This is a genomic window from Brevibacterium zhoupengii (assembly GCF_021117425.1).
In the GTDB taxonomy this organism is placed as follows: domain Bacteria; phylum Actinomycetota; class Actinomycetes; order Actinomycetales; family Brevibacteriaceae; genus Brevibacterium; species Brevibacterium zhoupengii.
Genome location: NZ_CP088298.1, coordinates 3,490,373 through 3,512,533, shown reverse-complemented (window position 1 = coordinate 3,512,533; position 22,161 = coordinate 3,490,373). Strand labels below are relative to the sequence as shown.

Here is a 22,161-nt window from a genome sequence, read left to right as displayed (position 1 = left end):
TTTGCACGACTGGACAGCCATGCCCTTTTCCACCTTCCTCAACCATGCCACGACACGTTTCCGCGCCGGCTTGGTCTTCATCCTCATTGCGTTTCTCAGCCTGACTCTCCTCTCTGCCTGCGCTGACGGCGGAGACGTAGAAGCCAGCGCTGACGATGCTTCCTGGAGCTCGGAAACTCAGGCCGCAACCGAAGAGGCTGCGCAACCCGAGCCCGAGCCTAAGACCACGGCCCCGAGCGAAGACACCGAGAGCAGTGACGGCCAGGACAAGCCAGAGGAGACCGAGCAGGGCAGGGCCGGCGGATCGGCTCCGGGCACTGCCCTGGCAATGCTGGAGGAGCTGGAAGTCAAGGGGCGCGCACCCAAGACCGGCTATGACGCGGACCTGTTCAAATGGCGATCCGACGCCGACCACAACGGCTGCGACACCCGCAACGATGTGCTGCGCCGGGACCTGAGCGACATCACCCTCAAAGCAGGGACGAAAGGCTGCGTCGTCATCGCCGGCGACCTGGACGACAAATACAAGGGCGAGACCTACGCCTTCGACCGGGACCCGAACAATATCGACATCGACCACGTCGTTGCCCGCTCAAACGCTTGGCAGACCGGTGCCGCAAAGTTCGACGAGGACACTCTCAGAGAATTCGGCAACGACCCGCTCAACCTGCTTGCAGTGAGTTCGAGCCTCAACCGGCAGAAGGGCGACGGAGATGCCGCGACCTGGCTGCCGCCGGCCAAGAGCTACCGCTGCGAGTACGTCTCCCGCCAGATCGCGATCAAGCACAAGTACGACCTGTGGGTCGTGGCAGCGGAGAAGTCCGCGATGAAGCGAATCCTCGGCACCTGCGATGACCAGCCCGCGTTCACGAAGAACGTCGCATGGCCCGCACCCGGTGAGGGCGACAATGCGACAACCGAAGAGGACACTACGACGAAGAAGAAGTCGGGCTCCGGTTCGGAGTCGTCGTCGGGGTCGAAGTCGAGCTCCGGTTCGACGAGTGATTCGGGTCAGAAGTCGACATCGTCCGGCTCGGGGTCCTCGGGATCGGTCTACTACAAGAACTGCACCGCCGTCCGTGACGCCGGAGCCGCACCCGTTCGCCGAGGTGACCCGGGGTATGCGTCCCACCTCGACCGCGATGGTGACGGAATCGGCTGCGAATAGTCGCCGAGGTGGCTCAGCGTCCACGGTTTATGACAGTTTCGTTTTCAACCTATAACGAATCGATTACCGATTGGTCAGCCCCGTTCCCTATAGTGACAACCTGCCCTAACATTTCAAGCGTGCCCAACTCGATGAACTCCGCAGTCGCTACTCGCAGTACTCGAATTCGGGCAGTGTCCCTTCTCGCCATACTTGTCTTCGCCTTGCTCTCCGGATGCGGAAGCGACGGTGCGAGTCAGATCAACGGAAACGACGTGTCATGGTCGACCGGTGGAGGCGGCACCGCGGATTCCGACCCGGTTCCCTCACGACCTTCAGCCTCGGCGGCACCCGCCCCGGGACCACGATCGCACAACGACTCGGAGGCGCCTGCAGACTCCGGTCCTGATGTCTCCACACAGGACGAGTCGAAGCCGGCAACAGACGGCGAAGACGGCAGCGATTCTCCACAGCAGGGCGCAGACGGTGCGGAGCTGGGTGCGGCACAGTCGATGCTCGAAGAGCTTGATGTCAAGGTCAAAGAGCACAGGACCGGTTACGACTCGGAACTCTTCGACTGGAGCGCAGATGTCGATGACAACGGCTGCGACACCCGCAACGATGCGCTCAGGCGTGACCTCAAGGATCTTGAGATCGAGGCAGAGACCAATGGGTGTGTTGCCGTCGCCGGTGAACTCGACGACGACTACCTCGGTGAGTCGCATGCCTTCGAACGCGGTTCCGCCAATGTCGACATCGATCAGATTGTCTCCGCCTCCAACGCCTGGCAGACCGGGGCCTCGGGCATGTCCGTCGATGAACTGCGCGAGTTCGGCAACGACCCGCTCAACCTGCTGACCGTGAGCGCAGATGTCATTCGCCAGAAGGGCGGAGGTGACGCGGCCGCATGGCTGCCCCCGAACGAAGCTTTCCACTGCGAGTACGTCTCCCGGCAGATCGCGGTCAAACACAAATACGGACTGTGGGTGGCCTCAGCTGAGAAGGACGCGATGGAGGCCGTGCTCGACACGTGTGCGGATCAGCCAGCCTTCACTGAGGATGTCGCCTGGCCGGAACCCGGCGAGGGTGAAACCGTCTGGGCTGAATCAGCCACAGGCAAGAACTCAACGGAGCCCTCGGAGAAACCCTCGGAAGACACCTCGACAGAAACCCCAACGAGTCCGAACGACGGTGACTCGAGCCCGAGTGATGGTGGTACCAGCTCGGCGGACGGCGATGCCAACACGGCAGATGGTGACGCGGATGGCTCGACCGGCGACTCATCGTCGCCTGCACCGACGGAATAGACCGCGAACAATCGCCGAGGTCGCCGGGCAGTCCGCGAACACGTCGTTGATCACGGCCGCACGACCTCGCCTACTTGGCCTCCAGCGGGAAGACGAGCAGGCTGCCCGATGCGGTGGCGACGGTCTTGCCCTTGTTGTCGACGACTTCACCGTCGGAGAAGATCACTCGGCGACCAGGCTTGACGACTCGGCCTGTGGCGACAAGGGGCCCGCTGTCGGCCGTGACAGGCCGGAGGTAGTTGACCTTGATCTCGATCGAGGTGTATCCGGTGCCCTTCGGCAAAGTGGTCTGTGCCGCGCACCCGAGCACCGAGTCGAGTAGGGTGCAGACCAACCCTCCGTGGACCATGCCGATCGGGTTGTAATGGGACTCATCGGGATGGCAGCGGAACGTGACCGTCCCCTCACCCACCTCGGCGATCTCCATGCCCATATGGGATCCGATGGGTGCTCCGGGGATGTCGCCGGCGGCGATCTTGCGCAGGTAGTCGATGCCGTCCAACGTCGGCAGGAGTGAGAGTCCCTCCGAAGGGTCGCTCCACGTCACCGTGGTTTCGCGAGTGCTCGATTCGCCGCCCATCTCAGTTGGCCTCCTTCGGCATGGGGACGTTCTGCAGGCGAAGCTGGCCGCGGGCGAGGACCTTGTCCGATGAGGTGTCGGTGATGATGACCTCCCACAGCTGCTGGGTCCGGCCCTGATGCAGGGCGGTGCCCTCGACTGCAACGCGGGCGCCGGTGGTCGGGCGCAGGAAGTCGGTGGCGTTGTGGATGCCGACGGCGAACTCGCCGCGCTCGCCCACGGCGTGGCTGGCGCCGATGCTTCCCGTGCTCTCCACGAGCGTTGTGTACACGCCGCCGTGGACGACGCCCCAGGGTGTGTGATGGTCGATGCCCAGGTCGGCATGGCCGCGGACGCTCGTGTTTGTGACCTCGTCGATGACGAGTCCTGAGGCGGCGACGAAGTTGCTGGCTGCGGCAAGTGAGACATCTGGGAGTGCGTCTGACTGCGGATTCATGAGTTCCCCTTCGAGCTGGCTGAATAATTTGAAGTTAGCCTATAATGGATCAGGCGGTCAAACGAAGGGGCGAATATGGACTGGCTGGAATTCGACACTGCCGAATGCTCGATCCAGAAGACCATGGATGTCATCGGGGAGAAGTGGACCGTGCTCATCCTCCGGGAGGCGTTCAACGGAGTGCGCCGGTTCGACCAGATCCGTGACCATGTCGGAGTCTCGGACCCGGTGCTCTCCGATCGGCTGCGCAAGCTCGTCGCCGCGGGAGTCCTCGAGGTCGCGCCCTATCGCGAACCCGGACGGCGAGTACGCAAGGAATATCGGCTCACGGACAAGGGTCTCGATCTCTACCCTGTGATGATCTCTCTGCTGCGCTGGGGCGACAAACACGGCACTGGCCACGACGGCGCCGCTGACACCGATGGGCCTCCGCTCGAGGTGGTCCACCGCGACTGCGGCGAACCGGTGAAAGCTGTCGTCGAGTGTGCGGCCGGGCACTCCCTGTCCTCGCCGAAGGAGGCTCGCACTGCGCCCACCTCTGCTGCGACTAGGCGGTCTGTGCCCGTGCGTGGATGAGATCCTCGGCGGTGCGCACGTAGGGGTAGTGATGCACGGCCTCCCGTGTCTGCAGGACGATCCGTCGCCGAGGTGTCGGATCGATCAGCGGCACCGCCGTGACTCCGTTCGGCAGGTCTCGAATCGCCAGCGAGGGCAGGGCCGAGACCCCGACCCCGGCGGCGACCATGGCCAGGACAGCGTAGTGGTCATCGGAGCCCGCAGTGAAGTTGGGTTCGAAGCCGGCCGCATTGCAGGCCCGGGTCACGATGAGAGCTGCCGGTGAGTTGCTGATGTCGGCGTTGACCCACGCTTCGTCGCTGAGCTGGGACATCGAAACCGCGTCGGCGCCGGCCAGGCGATGATCGGAAGCAACGACGAGCTGGTAGCCCTCTTCCGTCAGAACCTGCCTGCGGAACCCCGGGATCGCTCTCGGCTGCAGAGAGGGCACCTCCGAATGGATCTCAAGGTCGTGCGGACTCCAGTCATCGGCATCCGTTGCGGGGCTGAGGCTGATCTCGAACTGCACCGTGGGGAATTCGGTGACGACTGAGGAGACGATGGCGGGGATCCATTCCTTCGCTGCCGAGGAGAAGCAGCCGATTTCGAGACGCGGTCGCGGACCTCGCCGCAGGTCATCGAGCGTGGCCTCGAGGCGTCGCAGACTGGAGAAGACTTCACCGGATTCCTCGGCCAAGCGCACCCCGACGGGAGTCGGTGCGATTCCTCGCCCGCTCCGCTCATAGAGGGGCAGGCCCACGTCCTTCTCCAGCCTGATGATGTGCTGGCTGATCGTCGCTGGAGTGTATTGGAGATTGGCCGCGGCCTGCTGGACTGAGCCGCTGGCGACCACGGCCCTCCAGATCGCGAGTCGATGGGTGTCGAGCATACTCCGATCATAAAGTATTTACTGACAGAGATGAGAAAACAATTGCTTGTGCTTGATTGAGAGACGGAGAGACGATGAGGGCATGTGGATCATTCCAGTGTTGTTTCTCGCCCTTGGGTACGCCCTCATCCTCTTCGGCATGGGGCGCTTCCTCCAGCCCTCGCACGACCGGCTCGGGTTGAAGATGCTGGACAACTCTGCTGTTTTCCAGACACTGGCTCGAGGGTGGGCCGCTCTGACGTCGAACGGCAGCCTTGAACGCATCACCGACGAACTCACAGCCCGTCGGCGCGGGCAACGCGGCTGAAATAGCCAGGTATTTGAGGTACTGCCGCACCCTCTCGTCGAGACACCTGCGGAGCTCCGAAACGTTCCTGTGTGCGCCGGTGTGGGGACGTTCCGCCGTTGTCTCGAGGAGGTCCTCTGCCTACTCATGCCCGATCAGGAGAAGAGTGTGATCCCAAAGATCGCGAACACGACGAGGTGGGCCGCACCGTGGACGGCTGTGACCTTCTTCGCCGCGAACGTCGTCACCGACAGCAGCAGCGTGACCGCGAACAGGAGCAGGTTCGCCGGGGATTCCGCGAGCACTATCGGCTGATCGGTGAGCAGCCCGATGAGCAGTACGGTCGGAATCGTCAGCCCCACCGTGGACACCTGCGCCCCGTGACACAGATTGCTCACCCGCTGGACCTCACCTTCCCATGCGGCCCTGACTGAGGTGATCGTCTCCGGAAGGAAGACGATGAGTGCGATGACGACCCCCGACAGAGCCACGGGAGCGCCGAGGCGGCCCAAGCCGTCATCGAGCAGCGACGCCATATCGTGGCTGAGCAGTACGATCGGTGTGACCGTGGCGATGAGCAGAGCCAGACGCACGATGATCTCGGTGCGGTGAGTGGAGATGATCTCGACGATGCTCTGCTTCTGCGTGGTCGCGACTGTGGTCGAAGCGGAATCCGGAGCCACCTCGGCGGGCTTGGTCAGACGTGGATCCACCTCGTGGAAATCGGCAGCCTGAGCGCCCATCTGACGGTAGAGGAAGAAGGCGTAGATTCCGATCGTCAGCACGATGATCGGGATCTCCTGCCATTCCTCGTAGCTGCCGTTCGTGCCGATGAGTGCCGGCAGGGCGAAGGCGAGGGCGGCAAGGACGATGATGAGTGACAGATACGTTGAGACGCCCGTGCGGTTGTGGGCGAGACTGCCGTGGCGCAGCCCCGCGACCAGCAGACACAGTCCGATGACGGCGCCCAGGATGATCATCGACACCGCCATGACTGAGTCACGGGCGATCGTGGCATGCTCCCCGGGGCCCAGGAGGACGGCGGCGATGAGCACCACCTCGATGAGCACGATCGAGAGCGTGAGCACCAGTGAACCATAGGGATCGCCGAGGCGGCCGGCCAGATGCTCGGCCTCGTGGACGACTCCGAAGGCGCAGATGAGGATGACGCCGACGATGATGAGCAGGGCGGTGACGAGGAGTGGGCCCGCAACGGGCGGAGCCAGCAGTGGGCCTGCGAAGAGGAGAGCTGCGAAGGCGCCCCAGCCGAGGGCTAGGCGAACGATGGCAGTGGGAGTGAGAATGCTGCGAATGGCGGCAGTCATGACGGGCATTCCTGTTCTTCGAGGCCGTCCTCATCGTGACTGATTGCGTTCGGGTCGTCCCGAGCGTTTCTTGCTACTGTTGCTTACTTCCGAGGATATCGGGCCGAGCTCATGGGGGACAAACAGTGGCCCGGCTTGTCCGAATGACTCAACGAAATTGTTCGAAGAACGGAGTCTGCTTGCGCTGCGTGCGAGTCGCTTGGGGATTCAGCGAAGTGGACCAAGGCGGGTAGAGACGGAAGCCTCGCTTCCCTGTCGAGCGTTGTGACGAGTAGATTCCCAACTTGATCAGGTCCGCGGTGGGGAACTTGAAGAGGCCGAAGAACCCTTCGTCTGAGACGAACACGAGAAGCCCCGCACAGGTATCGTCACCGGAGAATGGCGCAGTGTTCCCCTCTGGGGAGCGTTCCCAGACGGCTACGAAGGCACCTGGTTTGGTCGGTGTGATGCGTGCTGTCCGGACTCGCCACCAGGTTCCCTCGAGCTTGGCGCATCCCGACTCATAGTCGCTGTTCTGTTCCTCGGGGACCACCGCTGCCACAGTCAAGCCCGCGGTTTCTGCGTAGTGTTCCAAAGCCTGAAATCCCATAGGTGCCAGCGTAGGCGATGTTCGTAATTGCGCATGCATGTGGAGGTATCGGCGTATATGTCAGGACGAAGCGAGCCGGTATTGACTTTGACGTCGAGTCAACGCATACCGTCGTGTTTATGACTATTTCACTCATTGACAGTGCATCGGCTATGCGTCGAGTTGTCGACGCGGAACCACAGCACCGTGCCGACCTCGTTCGTCAGATGTGGGAACCGATGGCCGGGATGTATCACTTCATTCCCGGTGGCGTCGACATGGCAGAGACGCATGGGCAGAACTTCGGATTTCCTCTCTCCGATGATGCAGAACAGGTTAGCGAGGGCCTCGACAAACTCATCGCTGCCGATGCTTGGCAGCGGATCGAGGAGGCACTCATCTGCGGGATTGAAGCCTTGGAAGCGGCCGATTCCGGTGTGAAGATTCCTGATCTGAAGGTACTGATCGTACTGGGAGATCCCGGTAATGCACATTTCATGAACGAAGCGCAGGGGTTGTCCGGCTTCGGCGGGATCAGCGGATACATCGTCTTGACGATTTGGCCCACCCCGCGCGTTCTTGACCGTCTGGAGGCAATCGCAGTCCACGAACTCCACCACAACGTCCGTTACTCACCCGACGGCATCATCTGGAATCCCGCCACTGTGACTGTCGGAGAACACGTCGTCGCCGAAGGACTCGCAGACGTATTCGCTGTCGAACTGTACGGCGAGAAGGGTTACACGCATTTCGTCTCGAAGGAGGTCTATGCCGATGATGATGTCCTGGCGAAGGTCGTGACCGGACTCGATGTCACGGGTATGCAGGACTTCGCAGCTTGGGTTCTCGGTGATGTCTCAGCACGTCAGTTCGGAGGTGAACCTGTCGGCCTTCCTACCGGAGCAGGATATGCAGTCGGAGCCAGGATAGTCAGCGCCTACCGTGACAGGGCTGGCGTCAGCGCAGCGCAGGCCGTGCGGAAGTCCGCAACCGATATCATCGACGCGGCGCTGCCCCATCTTGGGCTGAAACCCCTCACATAGCAGTCACAAGACAACACCTGTCACGACACGATCGAAGCATCGATGAGCACCGGCCCGGACGCCTCGAGTGCCTCCCGATAGGCGGCCGCAAACTCGGCACGGGTAGACGTCTGCTTGGCTGGGACCCCGTAGCCCTTGGCTAGGGAGACGAAGTCGATGCCGCCCAGTGTCAGTCCGGGAACTTTGGGCACGCCCATGCGCTGGGCAAAGCCGGCCAGGGCGCCGTAGCCGGAGTTATTGACGATGACGAACACGGTCCGCGTCTGCAGTTGGGCCGCCGTGTACAGCGCGGTGATGCCGTAGTTGGCCGAGCCGTCGCCGACGGTTGCCACGACCGTCTTCTCTGGTGCCCCGATCGACATTCCCACGGCGACAGGCAGCCCGAAGCCCAGGCCGCCAGAGGCTGGGAAGCTGTACATTCCAGGCCGGTCGATGGCGACCTGTTCGAGGTAGTCAAGGTCCAATGTGGTGGTCTCGTTGACGTAGGACACCGAGTCGTTGACGTGCTCATTGAGCACCGCGAGAATCTCGCCGCCGGTCATTCCCTCCGCCGAGGTGGCCGCTGGGTTCATGATCCGTGAACCGCGCTCGCCGCGCCGGGTACCGCGATCGGTGACCCCATCGGCAAGAGTCGCAGCGCTGCTGGCGACATCGGTGATGACGGCCTTGCCGAACGGTGCCCGAGTGGCCTCGCGCGGGTCTTGGGTGATCTGAATGACCTCGGTGCCGGGAGCCAGATAGTTCGAAGGCTCCCACCGGTGATACCTGAACACGGCAGCACCCAACACGAGGACGACATCATGGTCAGCCAACCGGTCACGCACCGACTTGATCCCGGGAACGAGGACACCCTCGAAATTCGGGTGGGTCGTGGGGAAGGGGCAGCGGGTCGGTGACGGGGCGACATAGACAGAGGCATCGAGCTTCTCCGCCAATGACTGCACTGCTTCTAAGACCTCGGGATCAGACACAGCGGCGGCATCCACCTGGGGTCCGACCACGAGCGCGGGACGCTTCGCCCCATCAAGGGAAGCGAGCAGCTCCTGCTGCAGCTGCGGGTCGAGACCACGTCCGGTCGACACTGTTCGAGTCGTCAGCAGGTCATCGTCGTCGAGCGCCTCTTCGTCCCAGTCATCCAATGGAACGGAGACATAGACGGGGCCACTGGGCTGGGTGGTGGCTTCGAAGGCGGCCTGCGACAGCGTCCGGGGGACATCCGTGGCAGACAGCGGTTCATGGGAGTACTTCACCAACGGCGTTGGCAGGGTGGCAGCATCCGAACTGGCCAGCATGGTTTCCTGACCCACCGTCCGACGGACCTGCTGCCCGGCGAGGACCACCAGGGGAACGTGGCCGTAGTGCGCATTGGTCAGCGCTCCCATCCCGTTGCCGGACCCGGAAGCGGCATGCAGGTTGACCAGGACAGGACGACCAGTGGCACGAGCAAAGCCTTCGGCCATGCCGACGACGACCTGTTCATGCAGGCCGAGGACGAAGCGAAAGTCATCGCCGAGTCCTGCCAAAAACGGCAGCTCGTTCGATCCCGGATTGCCGAAGATCGTCGTCATTCCATGGGTGCGGAAGACATCCAGACTTGCCTGCAGGACAGTCTTGCCAGTCGCAGTCATTGACCTCACTGCTTTCGTCGGGGGAGTGGTGCGGTCTCATTTCGGAGCGTACCCCGATCCTGCCCGGCGGTGCGAAGCCTCTCGAGGTGCGGTCGCAGTGTGCGCGGCGCCAAACGGTGGATTTACGCAGGAGACAGGAACGCCGCGATGCGCTCCAAAGTCTCTTCTGCCATTGAGTAATACGACCAGATGCCGCGCTTCTCCCGGTGGAGGACCCCAGCATCGACGAGGATCTTGAGGTGATGTGAGACCGTGGGCTGGCCCAGTCCGACCGGATCGATGAGATCGCACGCGCACGCCTCATTGTCCTCGTGCGCGGCAACGAGTGAGACCAGGCGCAGGCGTGTCGGGTCGGCGAGTGCCTTAAGGATCCGAGCGAAGTCCTGAGCCTCGTCCAAGCCCAAGGGCTCAGCGGTCAGGGGAGTGCAGCAGGCCGTCGAGGCGGGTGCGGGCAATGTCTGTTCAGCAGTCACCTCTCCATTATGCCCACATATTGACAGTTGTCGATACGTGGTGGTTGGATTCATATCGATACCCATCGATGTTTTAGGAGTCCGATGAACACCCCCGTCACCGCCACCGCCAACGAACCGGCTCAGGCCAGACTGTCGACCCTCGACCGTTTCCTGCCGGTGTGGATCATCGCAGCGATGGTGCTTGGCCTGCTGCTTGGCCGCCTCGTGCCGGGACTTGGGCCGGCTTTGGACTCGATCAAGATGGCCGACGTGTCGCTGCCGATTGCTCTGGGGCTGCTGGTGATGATGTATCCGGTGCTGGCCAAGGTCCGCTACAACGAGACCGGCCGGGTGCTCGCCGATAAGAAGCTGATGATCACCTCCCTGCTCATCAACTGGCTGGCCGCACCGGCATTCATGTTCGCCCTCGCCTGGCTCTTCCTACCCGACCTTCCCGAATATCGGACGGGACTGATCATCGTCGGCCTCGCCCGCTGCATCGCCATGGTCCTCATCTGGAACGACCTCGCCTGCGGGGACCGCGAAGCCGCCGCAGTCCTCGTCGCGATCAACTCGGTCTTCCAGGTCCTCGCCTTCGGTCTCCTCGGCTGGTTCTACCTGCAGTGGCTGCCGAATCTGCTGGGACTGCCGACGACCAGCGGCGAATTCTCTTTCTGGGCGATCACGCTCAGCGTCCTCGTCTTCCTCGGCATCCCGCTGCTGGCTGGTTTCCTCACCCGCACCATCGGTGAGAAGGCCAAGGGACGTACCTGGTACGAAGACCGGTTCCTGCCCAGGATCGGGCCCTTCGCGCTCTACGGCCTGCTGTTCACCATCGTCCTGCTCTTCGCTCTCCAGGGTGATGAGATCACCTCGAATCCGTTGAATGTCGCCCGCATCGCGTTACCGCTGCTCATCTACTTCATCGTCGTCTTCGCCTTCGGCATGATCGTGGGACGTGCCCTGCACCTCGGGTACGAGAAGACGACCACGCTTGCCTTCACCGCTGCCGGAAACAACTTCGAACTCGCCATCGCCGTGGCCATCGGCACCTATGGAGTCGCCTCCGGGCAGGCTCTGGCCGGGGTCGTCGGCCCCCTCATCGAGGTCCCCATCCTCGTTGCACTCGTCTACGTGGCCCTGTGGTCACGACGCCGCTTCTTCCCCGAATACGCCGGAGGCCAGATGGCCCCGAACCGACAGGAGTCGCACTCATGACCTCAGCCGAACCGAAGCCCACAGTCCTCTTCGTCTGCGTGCACAACGCCGGCCGGTCACAGATGGCTGCCGGATTCCTCCGCGAGCTCGGGGCCGATCGAGTAGAGGTCCGTTCCGCTGGCAGCGAGCCGGCGCATCAGCTCAACCAGATCGCAGCCGAGGCGATGGCTGAGGTCGGTATTGACATCACCGCCCAGCAGCCGAAGATTCTCACCCCGGACACGGTGAAGACCTCGGATGTGGTGATCACCATGGGCTGCGGAGATGCCTGCCCCATCTTCCCCGGCAAACGCTACGAAGACTGGGAACTCGACGACCCGGCAGGTCAGGGAATCGAGACCGTGCGCATCATCCGCGACGACATTCGTGCTCGCATCGAGGCTCTGCTGAACAGCCTGGAGGATGCATCATGACTGAGTCGACGCCACTGTCCGAACTCCCCGTAGCCATCATCGGTGCCGGTCCGGTCGGTCTTGCCGCCGCAGCGCACGTCGTCTCTCGCGATATGGACCCGCTCATCGTCGAAGCTGGTTCGACGCCTGCTGCGGCGGTGAGTCAATGGGGCCACATCGGTCTCTTCTCACCATGGAAGTACAACATCGACCAGGCCGCCCGCGCCCTACTCGATCCGACAGGATGGGTCGAGCCCAATGGCGACTACCTGCCGACCGGGGCTGAGCTCGTCGCCGAATACCTTGCACCATTGGCAGCGACGCCACAACTGAGCCGCGCGATTCGCACTCAGACACGAGTCATCGCAGTCAGTCGTGTCGGCAAAGATCGCACGCGCACCCCAGGACGCGGTGACACTCCGTTCCTCGTTCGCACCCAGAACGCACAGGGGGAGATTGAAGACCACCTCGCACGTGCCGTCATTGACACTTCCGGCACTTGGGAGTCGCCGAACCCTCTCGGCCAGGCAGGACTGCCAGTCATCGGGGAACCAGAAGCCCGAGAAGCTGGGCTCGTCACCTCACCGTTGCCCGACATCCTCGGCCGAGACCGAGCACAGTTCGCGGGTCGTCACACGCTTGTCGTCGGAGCCGGTCACTCGGCAGCCAATACTCTGCTGGCACTGGGGGAGCTCCGCGAGACCGAACCCAGCACCCGGATCAGCTGGGTCATCCGTGGAACCGATCCCGCCAGTGTCTACGGCGGTGGCGACCAGGACGGACTCCCGGCCCGCGGAGCACTGGGCACGCGACTGCGCAACCTCGTTGAGGCCGGAGCCATCGAGGTTCACACCTCGACGACCATTACGGAACTGAGCATCGCGGCGCAGGCGCACTCCGGCCTCAGCACCACCTCGGCGACGGATATCCCAAGCGCACTCACGATCAGCGCAACCACCTCGGCAGGCGCAGTCTCGCTCGACGCGGACCTGGTCGTTCCGACCACCGGCTTCCGGCCAGACCTCAGCTTCCTCCGCGAGATTCGACTCGACCTCGACCCGATCGTCGAGGCGCCTACGGGTCTGGGTCCACTGATCGACCCGGAGCACCACAGCTGCGGAACCGTCGCACCACACGGTGCCCGCCTCCTGGCCCACCCAGAGAAGGATTTCCACATCGCCGGGATGAAGTCCTACGGGCGCGCGCCCACATTCCTCATGGCTACCGGCTACGAGCAGGTTCGTTCGATCGTTGCCGCCATCGCCGGTGACCAGGCGGCCGCCGATAAGGTCGAGCTCGTGCTTCCGGAGACCGGAGTCTGCTCGGCTGACATCGGTTCCTCGTGCGACGTTCCCTCAGCCGCCTCTGTGACTGACGATGATGGCGGGTGCTGCGGACCAGCGCCGGTGGACGAGGCTGAACCTGCGGCTGAAGGCTCCGGCTGCTGCGGCTCGACCCCGCAACCGGTCACGCTGGGCATTCCCACCGGGCTGGAACACGGACGCGGCGCACACCAGGATGCACGATGAACCCACCGGGAGACACGATGAAAACACCACCCCACGTCCTCTTCGTCTGTGTGAAGAACGGCGGAAAATCACAGATGGCCGCCGGCCTCATGAGGAACATCGCCGGCGACTCGGTCGATGTCGCCTCCGGCGGCACCAAGCCCGGCACCTCGCTCAATCAGCTTTCGGTGGATTCTCTGGCCGAAGTGGGCATCGACATCAGCGAAGGAAGTCCGAAGCTGGTCACTCCAGCCGATCTGGAAGCAGCCGATGTCGTCGTCACCTTGGGGCGAGAAGCGAAAGTGCATGTGCCCAACGGAACCAGGCTCGAGACCTGGGACACCGACGAACCTTCTGAGCGTGGCATTGACGGAATCGAGCGCATGCGTCTGGTCCGCGACGACATCAGCGAACGCGTCAAGGACCTGCTGAGCCGCCTGGAGTCATAGCTCAGTTCTGCCCTGCCTTCTGCGCACCGGTGACGGCGGAGCTGCCCAGGTCTCCCTTCGGCAGCGGCTCCTGAGCACTGAGCGCTTTGCTCCAGGCATCAGTGGTCGCCACGGCGGCCCAGTTCGAATGCAGAACGGCCATCAGGGTTGTATGCACGGTCTTGGCATCGGCGAAGCCGGCATCATTGGCGATGTTGATGGCACCGGTCGCGTCCGAGAGCACTTCCGTGGTGAAGCCGAGCACCTCGGCACTCGCCGCTGAGGAGAGGATGCAGTTGTTCGTCATGTACCCGACCAGCGTCACGGTGTCGACGTTCTTCTCGCGCAGCCATGATTCCAGGTCGGTGTCGGCATAGACCGAGCCGTACTCCTTGACCACTGACTTCCAGGAATCAGTCTGGCGCTGTGCGATCTCAGGGTGGAGTGCGAAACCGGGCTCGTTCGGATTGAACACGGGCGCCTCGGTGCCCATGGTGTGCTGAATGACGGCGACGGGAATGTCGGCGGCAACCGCGGCGTCGATGGTCGCAGTGATCTTCGGCAGTGACTGGTCATGGCTCGGGTACTGGATCTCCAGCGGGCCGTCGAAGTACTGCTGCTGCACATCGACGAGGACAAGGGCACGGCGCGCGGTAGGCATAGCGAAGCTCCAAAGTTGTGATGAGTGAAGAAGTGGCGCGAATCTGCGGCACATCTCCAGTGTGCAAAAGCCGACCGAGGGCTGCCAGTAGCACAAATGCTCATCTACGATGGAATTACGCCAAACTGATTCCAGCCAATCAGTAAGCAGTCATCGGGAGGAGCCTGCCGTGCGCATCGCCATCTACGCCTTCACCGGCATCACCATGTTCCACCTGTCCGTGCCGCAGATGGTCTTCGACGAAGTTGCCCGCCAAGGCCTCGCCACGTGGGAGACGATCCTGTTCTCCGACGATGCCGAGCCGATCACGACGGCGGAGGGGTACCAGATCACCGGGGTGAGGGGGCCGGAAGCGGCATCCGGCGCCGAGGTGGTCGTTGTCCCGTCCTGGTACGACGATGGTCGCCCGGCTGGGCATCCCCTGCGAGAGCTGCTCGTTGCCAGCCATGACCGGGGTGCTTCCATTGCCGGACTGTGCCTGGGTACATTCCCCATCGCGGACGCGGGTCTGCTCGCCGGCCGCAAGGCGGTGACGCACTGGCAGGGATTCGACCAGCTCACAGCTCGACACCCGGATCTGGAGATCGATGATTCGGTTCTCTACATCGATCACGGCGATGTCATCACCTCGGCCGGCACCGCCTCGGCGCTGGATGCCTGTCTGCACATGGTCCGGACTCGGCTGGGTGCTGCCGCGGCCAACCAGGTGGCGCGCAGTCTGGTCATTGCTCCGCATCGCGACGGTGGGCAGGCGCAGTACATCCAGCGACCACTGCCGGAACGTGCCGAAGACGATTCGATCTCGGCGGTGCTCAATTGGGCGGCGCACCACCTGGACGAAGACCTGTCGGTCGAGAGATTGGCCGAGGTTGCACATATGAGCCTGCGGACCTTCATCCGCACCTTTCGGGCATCGACTGGGGCGACACCTGCTTCATGGGTGCGGATGCGCCGCCTCGATGAGGCCAGGCGGGCACTGGAGACTTCGAGTCTGTCGATCGATCAGATCGCCGTGAATTGCGGATTCGGCAGTGTGGTCACGCTGCGGCAGAACTTCGCTGCAGCATTCAAGGTCACGCCGTCGGAGTATCGACGTCGCTTCGAAGCGCAGCCTTCTTCCCCTTGAACAGGAACCGGTCGACGCTGAAGCGGCCCGGCCCCGTGGCGGCCAGCAGCAGAGCGCCTGCGGCCAGAGCGGCGACGAGTTCCCAGCCGCCCTGATCGACGAACGGCACGGGGGTGAGGTGGACGATGACCAGCGCGCCGATGAGGTTGGCGGCGAGCAGGATGCCGACGATGGGAGTCAGGGCGCCGAGGATGAGCAGCGCTCCGCCGATGAGCTCGACGAAGGTCGCGAATGGGGCCGCAATGTCTGGCAGCGGCACACCCATCTGTGCGAAGGACTGCGAGGTACCCGAGACGGTCCACTCATTGAACTTCTGCCAGCCGTGGGCGATGAAGATGATGCCGAGGGCGATCCGGGCCAGGACGGTGATGATGTCACGGGCAATGGGTGGGAATCCAGTCGTGGCGTACACAGCGCTCTCCAAAGTTGATTGAAATTGCAACTACAGAGTATTCGCTGCGTTTGGCAGAACCCTGGCAACAGCCTCACTTGTCGTCTGGGACAATCGCGAGAACTCAGAACCCGTAGGCTGCGTCCTTGGCCTCACGGATCGAGGCATAAGTCTGTGTGAGCACGAGAGTGTCCTCAACCAGCCGGTCGAGCCTTGCGATGACATCGTTGTTGACGATCTGGCCCCGCAGCAGGTCCTTCTCCTCGACGAACACATAAGGTTGGACGACCTGCGCCTTCATGTAGCTCAAGATCGGTTGCAGCTGCTGTTGGGGAACCATATAGTGTTTGGCCGAACCCGCGGTCGCGACCATAGCCACGACCTTGTCGCGGAAGGCATTGACCGGCAGCAGGTCGAAGATGTTCTTCAGGGTCGCCGGAATCGAGGCCTGGAAGATCGGGGTGCCGATGATGATCACATCAGCATCCATGAGCGCACGGGTCACGCGACCCGTATCGCCGGTATATTCGGTGAAGTTGCGGCCGTCGCTGAAGACCATGTCGACCTCGGCGAGGTCGATGAGTGTGACCTCGACGTCTGGGTCCTGGACCATCACCGTCTGGGTGACGTGTTCCATGACCGTGCGCGTCTTCGTGCCGACGTTCGAGCCGGATAGAGCGACGAGCTTCATCGGGCGACCTCCTCGACTGTGTCCGCATTCATCGCCGAGGTGGCCTGGGCAGTCGAGGCAGCTAGGGGAGTCGACGAGGCCGTGTACTTCTTCACGGCGGGAATGACCTCAGAGCCGAGGATCTCGATCTGGTTCATGACCTTCTCGTAGGGCATGCCGCCGAAGTCGATCTGACCGAGGTAGCGCTGATGACCGAAGACCTCGTGCTGGTGCAGGACCTTCTCCACGATCTGCTGGGGGCTGCCGAGGTTGACGATGCTGTGCGGATCAACGGCCTGGGCGAAGAGCTGCTTGGGCATGCCCTGCCCATTCGTGCGCTTCATCCCCTCATTGATGTGCGGGTAGAGTCCGCGCAGCGCATCCTGCGAGGTCTCGGCGACATGGAGGAATCCAGCGTTCGCGATCGGCAGGGTGGCAGGATCGAAGCCCCGGTGACGTGCCGCTTCCCGGTAGGCATCGACCGTCGGCTTGAACGACGAGGTGGTCCCGCCCAGGTGGGCCATGACCATGGGCACTCCGGCCAGGCCCGCCTTGATCGCACTTGTCGGGGCGCCGCCGACGGCCCGCCAGATCGGCAGCGGGTCCTGTGCGGGACGGGGGAGCACCTCGGCGCTGTTGAGCGGGGCGCGGAACTTCCCGCTCCAGGTCACCCGCTGTTCCCGATTGATCCGGCCCAGCAGCTCGAACTTCTCCTCGAACAGCTCTTCGTAGTCACGCAGGTCGTAGCCGAGGAGTTCGAACAGGCCGATCCGGGAGGCGCGGCCGGCGACGAGTTCCGCGCGACCGTTTGAGATGTGATCGATGGTGGAGAAGTTCTCGAACACGCGCACCGGATCTGAGGTGCTCAGGATCGTCGAGGTGCTGCCGATGCGAATCGTGCTTGTGGCCTGGGCGATCGCGCCGAGGATGACGGCGTGGGCCTGCGAGGCGAAGTACTCCTGATGGCTCTCACCGACGCTGAAGAAATCGAAGCCGGCATCCTCGGCCGCCTGGGCGTAGCCGATGAATTCGCGGATGCGCTCACCTGGGCTCACCCGAGACCCATCGGCTGGATCCGGCAGATGGTCGCCGAGGCTGTACATCCCGAACTGCAGTCCCTGACCGGAGCTGAATCCGAGGTGATCCATCATGTTCGTGGGCTGGGCCTGCTCGGTGGGCGCTGTCTGCTCAGGGGGTGCAGTCTGGCCGGTGGGATCGCTCAATTTCTCTCCTCAGTGAAATGTCATTTGCCATGTCAACTGATAATTCCGGAGAAATATTCCCTAGGACTGAGCGTCGTCCTCGCGGCGGGTGATGCTGTGCTCGTAGAGCTTCTTCATCAGTGCATGCAGCTGTGTCTTCTCATCCTCATCGAGGACCTCGTCGAAGAGTGATGCCTGCTGGTCAAGCTGTGAGGGATAGGCCTGCGCGAGGAGCTCGGTGCCCTTGTCGGTCAGCGAAATGTGCTTGGTCTTCCAGTCCTGCTGCCTCGAGATGAGCCCCTCGGCCTCGAGACGGGAGAGCATTCTGGAGATGCCGCCTCCCGTGACGGTGAGACCGCGGGCCAGGTCGGTCTGCGTGATCGGCTGAAAATTGCGGATATGGGCCAGAGCTTCGAATTGGGCGAGGGTGAGATCGAACTGCCGCAGATGGTCATTGGACAGCTGATTGCTGTTCTGGACGAAGCGCACCATGCGCAGCCAGACCAGCGTGCTCAGCGACAGATCCTCCATCGCGCCTCCTTTGATCTCTGGCCGAGTGTGTCGGCGGTGCTGCCTGAGAGTCAATCTACATCGTGGCGAGGCGGCTGATGGCAGGGGCAGACGACGAAAGGCAAGGAACCCAACATTCCTTGCCTCTATTTACCTTATAGTGCAGGTGGGGACTTGCGGCAAGGCCCCACTTGCGAACGATACTTGTATGTCGCGTTGAAAGAGTGGAGCTGTAGTGACTGAAGTGATCGTCGTCGGTGCTGGGCCGACCGGGTTGATGCTGGCCGCAGAGCTGGCTCTGGCAGGGGTGGACAGCGCTCTTGTCGAAAGACGAGCAAACCAGGATCTGGTTGGAACCCGTGCGCTGGGACTGCAGTCGCGGACCCTTGAGATGCTCGATCAGCGAGGCATCGTCGATCGGTTCCTGGACGCGGGCCAAATTTCTCAGGTGCTGGGATTTGGCAACACGCGACTTGGCATCATCGATTTTCCATCCCGGCACCCCTACGGCTTGGGGCTGCGCCAGCAGATCACCGAACGAATCTTGGCCGAGTGGGTCGAAGAGCTCGGGGTGCGAATCGACTACGGCGTCGAAGTCGCCGGGTTTGACCACGATCGCGATGGTGTCGACGTCCGGCTCTCCGATGGTCGGACTCTGAGAACTGACTACATCGTCGGCTGCGATGGCGGACGCAGCCTGATCCGAAAGACTGCCGGAATCGATTTCCCGGGCTGGGAACCGACCATGAGCAGCCTCATCGCCGACGTCGAGCTGACCGAGGAACCCGAATGGGGCGTCCACCATCACGAATTCGGCACGCAGGCATTCAGCCAGCTCCCGAACGGTCGGGCAAGCCTCGTCGTCTCCGAGAAGGAACCGCAGGAGAGCGCAGAACCCACCCTCGACGAACTGCGTGCCGGGCTGATCGATGCGTGGGGAACGGACTTCGGTGCCCACAGCCCCGGCTCGATCTCTCGCTTCACCGACATGGCTCGCCAGGCTGCAGCCTATCGGTCCGGACGAGTGCTGTTGGCCGGAGACTCGGCGCACGTCCACTCGCCGGTCGGCGGCCAAGGCCTCAACACCGGCGTCCAAGACGCGGTGAACTTGGGATGGAAGCTGGCGCGGGTGGTCAAGGGGACGTCACCAGAGAACCTCCTCGATACCTATCACCGGGAACGTCACGCCGTGGGTGAGCAGGTTATCCACCACAACCTGGCACAGACGGCCCTGATGCGAATGGACGACCGCGTCAAGGCCCTCAATGATGTCATCGATGGGTGGCTCCACATGGACGGGCCCCGCAAAACACTTGCCGGTGACCTCTCCGGACTCGCCATCCACTACGAAAGTCGGGCCGATATCGTCGGCGGCGACGCGCACCCGCTGGTGGGTCGTCGCATGCCCGACCTGGACCTCCACAGCCCGGCAGGGGCATTTCGGGCCTACACGCTTCTTCACGGGGCCCGCCCAGTGCTGGTCAACCTCGGCGATCCCAGTGATATCGACATCACAGCGTGGGCAGATCAAGTCGATCGTGTCGATGCGCGCTACTACGGTGTGTGGGATCTGCCGGTCATCGGCGAGGTGGCGGCTCCCACTGCCGTCCTCATCCGTCCGGACGGCTACGTGGCGTGGGCCGGGCAATCCAGCTCGGATGGACTGAACACGCAGGGGCTGAGTGAGGCGCTCGGATTCTGGTTCGGTGCCTAGCTCTTCGTGGAACAATGGGTAGCAGAGCTCGTGTGCGCGCTGGGAAGAAGGATTGATTCGTGAATAGCCAGAACTCAGCAGTCGGTGGGACTGCCGACCTCCTCGGCGCGGGACGGACTGCCGCCGTCATCATCGCCTCCACCTCGGCGGCCAGGGGAGAGGCGGCCGACACCACCGGCCCGATCCTCGTCGACTGGCTGCGCACGCGCGGATACGAGACCCCCGATGCCATCGTCGTCCGCGACGGCGAACCCGTCGGTCAAGCGCTGCGCGCCCTCCTCATCGACGCACCCGAGGCCGAGCGCCCACGCATCATCGTCACCAGCGGCGGCACAGGGCTGGCCCCAGACGACCGTACCCCGGAATTCACGGCCGAACTCCTCGAACGACAGTCACCCGGACTCATCTACGCCATGTGGCGCAAGGGACTGGAGACGACCACCTCGGCGGTGATGAGCCGCGGAGTCGCCGGTGTGCGTGGTCGCAGCTTCGTCATCAACTTCCCCGGCTCCAAGGGCGGGGTCAAGGACGGCATCATCGTCATCGACGAACTCCTCGAACACATCCAGACCTCGGTCGAGGACACCACCGACCACGGGCCACGGGACTGATCGGGATGAAGCAACGCAGGGCAGTCCGGGCCAGGGTCTACAAATTCGATGCCACCGGAGAGATCTCTGCCGGCCCCGATTCCCTGGCCGGGGAAGAGCCGCTGGAGATCCGACTCGACGGCGAGCAGTTCTCCGTCACGATGCGCACACCCGGCAATGACGTCGAGCTCATCGCCGGCTACCTGCTGTCAGAGTCGATCATCACCTCGATGGACGAGATCGAGGAAATCGACTTCTCCGCCGGGCTCGCCCCCGACGGATCCCGCAACTACAACGTCGCGGCCGTGCGACTGCGACCCGGAACCTGGAGCGCCGAGGCGGCCCCCGCCCGATCCGTCTACACCTCGTCCTCGTGTGGAATCTGCGGCACCGCAGCGATCGACGCGGTCACGAAGACCTCCGCCTACCCGCTGATCCCGGCCTCCTTCCCCGTCGACCTGGACGAAGAGTTCCGGTTCTCGCCCCTGCTCTCAGCGGCCAGGATCGGTGAGCTGCCCGATCGCCTGCGCAGCCAGCAGGAGGTCTTCGACAAGACCGGGGGAGTCCACGCCGCAGCGCTCTTCGCTGTCGGCGAAGACCCCGCCGCTGAGCCAGAACTCCTCGTCGGACGCGAAGACGTCGGCCGCCACAACGCCGTCGACAAGGTCATCGGCTGGGCCATGTCGCACCATGGAACCGGTCTGCCTCTCAACCGCACCGTCCTCCAGGTCTCCGCCCGGGCCTCCTTCGAACTCGTGCAGAAGTCCGCGATGGCGGGCATTCCGATGATGTCGGCCGTCAGCGCACCCTCGGCACTTGCCGTCGACCACGGCAAGAGCCTGGGCGTGACTGTCATCGGCTTCAACCGCAGGGGGCGCTTCAATGCGTACTCCTACCCGGAGCGCATCGCCTGAAGACGAGAGCCGTGTGAGGAGTCGAAGACGGACTCCGCCGCACGGCGGATCGGGAAGTCGATCCTCAGGGGGAAGCGGTCGAAGTTCGGTCGCACATACGGTGAAGCAAGGGCTAGTTCAGCCTCCTTGACCGAAGGATTCAGCATGACTGCAATCACCATCAACAACAGGCAACTGACGATCATCTTTCCCGGCTGGGAACGGCTGATGGCCGGGCGACGATTTCATTCCGTTCCTCTCAGCGCGATCCATTCGACCCACGTGGGCGAACGGACGCACGAGTTCCTTGGGTTCCGATCCGGGCTGGCGATGCCCGGCATCCGCACGCTGGGCACTTTTCGGCACCCGGACGGCACCCGACGTCTCGTGTCGCTGAAACATGACGAGCCTGTGCTCCACATTCGCTTCCATAACACCGAACTCGGCAGGGGATTCGACGAGCTGAGGATCAGCACCCCGGACGCCGCCGAAGTGGAATCAGTGCTCTCCCGCTGATGCATCCCGCTGACCCATCCCGGGTGACCCATCTCGGCTGAGCCTTCCACCCGCACTCCACGTGGCCACCAGACGGACTCATCCCACTTCAAACGTGCCTGGGCCTAACATATTGGAGTGGAA

At 63.1% G+C, this 22,161-nt stretch carries 27 protein-coding genes; 14 read left to right on the top strand and 13 right to left on the bottom strand.

The genetic code is table 11. The features are described from left to right. Positions 1-19 precede the first annotated feature (19 nt). Together LQ788_RS15945 and LQ788_RS15940 are read left to right on the top strand one after the other, a co-directional pair. Positions 20-1,168, top strand: a complete 1,149-nt coding sequence (locus LQ788_RS15945; RefSeq protein WP_231442645.1) for a GmrSD restriction endonuclease domain-containing protein — start codon at positions 20-22, stop codon at positions 1,166-1,168. A gap of 173 nt (positions 1,169-1,341) precedes the next feature. Then, positions 1,342-2,454 (top strand): HNH endonuclease family protein, encoded by a 1,113-nt coding sequence (locus LQ788_RS15940; RefSeq protein WP_231442642.1) that lies wholly within the window; start codon positions 1,342-1,344, stop codon positions 2,452-2,454. Between the two features lie 70 nt (positions 2,455-2,524). On the opposite strand, the gene LQ788_RS15935 is transcribed toward LQ788_RS15940, so the two are convergent. Together LQ788_RS15935 and LQ788_RS15930 are read right to left on the bottom strand one after the other, a co-directional pair. Beyond that, positions 2,525-3,034 (bottom strand): PaaI family thioesterase, encoded by a 510-nt coding sequence (locus LQ788_RS15935; protein WP_231442640.1) that lies wholly within the window; start codon positions 3,032-3,034, stop codon positions 2,525-2,527. Position 3,035: 1 nt separating this feature from the next. Continuing rightward, positions 3,036-3,470 carry a PaaI family thioesterase gene (locus tag LQ788_RS15930; RefSeq protein ID WP_231442638.1) on the bottom strand — a complete coding sequence of 145 codons (435 nt, stop codon included), beginning with the start codon at positions 3,468-3,470 and terminating at the stop codon, positions 3,036-3,038. Positions 3,471-3,545: 75 nt separating this feature from the next. Here LQ788_RS15930 and LQ788_RS15925 point away from each other — a divergent pair, with 75 nt between their 5' ends. Then, on the top strand, positions 3,546-4,046 hold the full coding sequence (locus LQ788_RS15925; protein WP_231442636.1) for a winged helix-turn-helix transcriptional regulator: 501 nt from the start codon (positions 3,546-3,548) through the stop codon (positions 4,044-4,046). Here LQ788_RS15925 and LQ788_RS15920 read toward each other — a convergent pair. Beyond that, positions 4,018-4,914: a LysR family transcriptional regulator gene (locus LQ788_RS15920; RefSeq protein WP_231442634.1), complete on the bottom strand. Its 897-nt coding sequence runs from the start codon at positions 4,912-4,914 to the stop codon at positions 4,018-4,020. The genes LQ788_RS15925 and LQ788_RS15920 overlap by 29 nt on opposite strands. Before the next feature lie 82 nt (positions 4,915-4,996). Here LQ788_RS15920 and LQ788_RS15915 point away from each other — a divergent pair, with 82 nt between their 5' ends. Further along, entirely contained in the window at positions 4,997-5,221 is a 225-nt protein-coding gene (locus tag LQ788_RS15915) for a hypothetical protein (protein ID WP_231442632.1), read from the top strand. Between the two features lie 134 nt (positions 5,222-5,355). Here the strand turns inward: LQ788_RS15915 and LQ788_RS15910 are convergent, their stop codons facing one another. Both LQ788_RS15910 and LQ788_RS15905 read right to left on the bottom strand, forming a co-directional pair. Beyond that, entirely contained in the window at positions 5,356-6,525 is a 1,170-nt protein-coding gene (locus LQ788_RS15910; protein ID WP_231442630.1) for a calcium:proton antiporter, read from the bottom strand. Positions 6,526-6,673: 148 nt separating this feature from the next. Further along, positions 6,674-7,114 (bottom strand): MepB family protein, encoded by a 441-nt coding sequence (locus LQ788_RS15905; protein ID WP_231442628.1) that lies wholly within the window; start codon positions 7,112-7,114, stop codon positions 6,674-6,676. 119 nt (positions 7,115-7,233) lie between these two features. Here LQ788_RS15905 and LQ788_RS15900 point away from each other — a divergent pair, with 119 nt between their 5' ends. Beyond that, a complete protein-coding gene (locus LQ788_RS15900) occupies positions 7,234-8,136 on the top strand; it encodes a DUF2268 domain-containing protein (RefSeq protein ID WP_231442626.1) in 903 nt (300 codons plus the stop codon). A gap of 20 nt (positions 8,137-8,156) precedes the next feature. Here the strand turns inward: LQ788_RS15900 and mdlC are convergent, their stop codons facing one another. Beyond that, complete coding sequence (gene mdlC, locus LQ788_RS15895) at positions 8,157-9,764, bottom strand: benzoylformate decarboxylase (protein WP_231442625.1); 1,608 nt, start codon at positions 9,762-9,764, stop codon at positions 8,157-8,159. A gap of 122 nt (positions 9,765-9,886) precedes the next feature. Further along, positions 9,887-10,237 (bottom strand): ArsR/SmtB family transcription factor, encoded by a 351-nt coding sequence (locus LQ788_RS15890; protein WP_231442623.1) that lies wholly within the window; start codon positions 10,235-10,237, stop codon positions 9,887-9,889. Between the two features lie 84 nt (positions 10,238-10,321). Between LQ788_RS15890 and arsB the strand changes: the two genes are divergently transcribed. The 4 genes from arsB to LQ788_RS15870 are packed head-to-tail and all read left to right on the top strand — an operon-like array spanning position 10,322 to position 13,786. Further along, the gene (gene arsB / locus LQ788_RS15885) at positions 10,322-11,437 is read left to right on the top strand and encodes an ACR3 family arsenite efflux transporter (protein WP_231442621.1); all 1,116 of its coding nucleotides are present in this window, start codon (positions 10,322-10,324) and stop codon (positions 11,435-11,437) included. Beyond that, positions 11,434-11,850: an arsenate reductase ArsC gene (locus LQ788_RS15880; RefSeq protein ID WP_231442619.1), complete on the top strand. Its 417-nt coding sequence runs from the start codon at positions 11,434-11,436 to the stop codon at positions 11,848-11,850. Before arsB ends, LQ788_RS15880 begins: the two co-directional genes overlap by 4 nt. Further along, on the top strand, positions 11,847-13,358 hold the full coding sequence (locus LQ788_RS15875) for an NAD(P)-binding protein (protein ID WP_231442618.1): 1,512 nt from the start codon (positions 11,847-11,849) through the stop codon (positions 13,356-13,358). Before LQ788_RS15880 ends, LQ788_RS15875 begins: the two co-directional genes overlap by 4 nt. A gap of 17 nt (positions 13,359-13,375) precedes the next feature. Further along, the gene (locus LQ788_RS15870; RefSeq protein WP_231442616.1) at positions 13,376-13,786 is read left to right on the top strand and encodes an arsenate-mycothiol transferase ArsC; all 411 of its coding nucleotides are present in this window, start codon (positions 13,376-13,378) and stop codon (positions 13,784-13,786) included. A gap of 1 nt (position 13,787) precedes the next feature. Here LQ788_RS15870 and LQ788_RS15865 read toward each other — a convergent pair whose 3' ends face one another. Continuing rightward, entirely contained in the window at positions 13,788-14,426 is a 639-nt protein-coding gene (locus tag LQ788_RS15865) for an isochorismatase family protein (RefSeq protein ID WP_231442614.1), read from the bottom strand. Between the two features lie 169 nt (positions 14,427-14,595). On the opposite strand from LQ788_RS15865, the gene LQ788_RS15860 reads away from it, so the two are divergent. Beyond that, positions 14,596-15,552: a GlxA family transcriptional regulator gene (locus LQ788_RS15860; RefSeq protein WP_231442612.1), complete on the top strand. Its 957-nt coding sequence runs from the start codon at positions 14,596-14,598 to the stop codon at positions 15,550-15,552. Here the strand turns inward: LQ788_RS15860 and LQ788_RS15855 are convergent. The 4 genes from LQ788_RS15855 to LQ788_RS15840 all read right to left on the bottom strand — a co-directional run bounded on the left by LQ788_RS15855 (position 15,500) and on the right by LQ788_RS15840 (position 18,346). Beyond that, the gene (locus LQ788_RS15855; RefSeq protein ID WP_231442610.1) at positions 15,500-15,964 is read right to left on the bottom strand and encodes a DoxX family protein; all 465 of its coding nucleotides are present in this window, start codon (positions 15,962-15,964) and stop codon (positions 15,500-15,502) included. The two genes, LQ788_RS15860 and LQ788_RS15855, sit on opposite strands and share 53 nt — an antisense overlap. Positions 15,965-16,067: 103 nt before the next feature. Continuing rightward, positions 16,068-16,634 carry an NADPH-dependent FMN reductase gene (locus LQ788_RS15850; RefSeq protein ID WP_231442608.1) on the bottom strand — a complete coding sequence of 189 codons (567 nt, stop codon included), beginning with the start codon at positions 16,632-16,634 and terminating at the stop codon, positions 16,068-16,070. Then, positions 16,631-17,836: an LLM class flavin-dependent oxidoreductase gene (locus LQ788_RS15845; protein WP_231442606.1), complete on the bottom strand. Its 1,206-nt coding sequence runs from the start codon at positions 17,834-17,836 to the stop codon at positions 16,631-16,633. Before LQ788_RS15845 ends, LQ788_RS15850 begins: the two co-directional genes overlap by 4 nt. Before the next feature lie 60 nt (positions 17,837-17,896). After that, positions 17,897-18,346 (bottom strand): MarR family winged helix-turn-helix transcriptional regulator, encoded by a 450-nt coding sequence (locus LQ788_RS15840; protein WP_231442604.1) that lies wholly within the window; start codon positions 18,344-18,346, stop codon positions 17,897-17,899. A 214-nt stretch (positions 18,347-18,560) separates the two neighbouring features. Between LQ788_RS15840 and LQ788_RS15835 the strand changes: the two genes are divergently transcribed. Genes LQ788_RS15835 through fdhD form a run of 3 tightly spaced genes read left to right on the top strand, consistent with a single transcriptional unit; the run spans position 18,561 to position 21,543 of the window. Beyond that, positions 18,561-20,039, top strand: a complete 1,479-nt coding sequence (locus LQ788_RS15835) for an FAD-dependent monooxygenase (RefSeq protein WP_231442602.1) — start codon at positions 18,561-18,563, stop codon at positions 20,037-20,039. 59 nt (positions 20,040-20,098) lie between these two features. Beyond that, a complete protein-coding gene (locus tag LQ788_RS15830; protein ID WP_231442600.1) occupies positions 20,099-20,650 on the top strand; it encodes a MogA/MoaB family molybdenum cofactor biosynthesis protein in 552 nt (183 codons plus the stop codon). 5 nt (positions 20,651-20,655) lie between these two features. Then, complete coding sequence (gene fdhD, locus LQ788_RS15825; protein WP_231442598.1) at positions 20,656-21,543, top strand: formate dehydrogenase accessory sulfurtransferase FdhD; 888 nt, start codon at positions 20,656-20,658, stop codon at positions 21,541-21,543. Here the strand turns inward: fdhD and LQ788_RS15820 are convergent. Continuing rightward, positions 21,522-21,689 (bottom strand): hypothetical protein, encoded by a 168-nt coding sequence (locus LQ788_RS15820; protein ID WP_231442596.1) that lies wholly within the window; start codon positions 21,687-21,689, stop codon positions 21,522-21,524. The two genes, fdhD and LQ788_RS15820, sit on opposite strands and share 22 nt — an antisense overlap. Between LQ788_RS15820 and LQ788_RS15815 the strand changes: the two genes are divergently transcribed. Next, positions 21,688-22,038, top strand: a complete 351-nt coding sequence (locus LQ788_RS15815) for a hypothetical protein (RefSeq protein ID WP_231442594.1) — start codon at positions 21,688-21,690, stop codon at positions 22,036-22,038. The two genes, LQ788_RS15820 and LQ788_RS15815, sit on opposite strands and share 2 nt — an antisense overlap. The last annotated feature ends 123 nt before the right edge of the window (positions 22,039-22,161 follow it).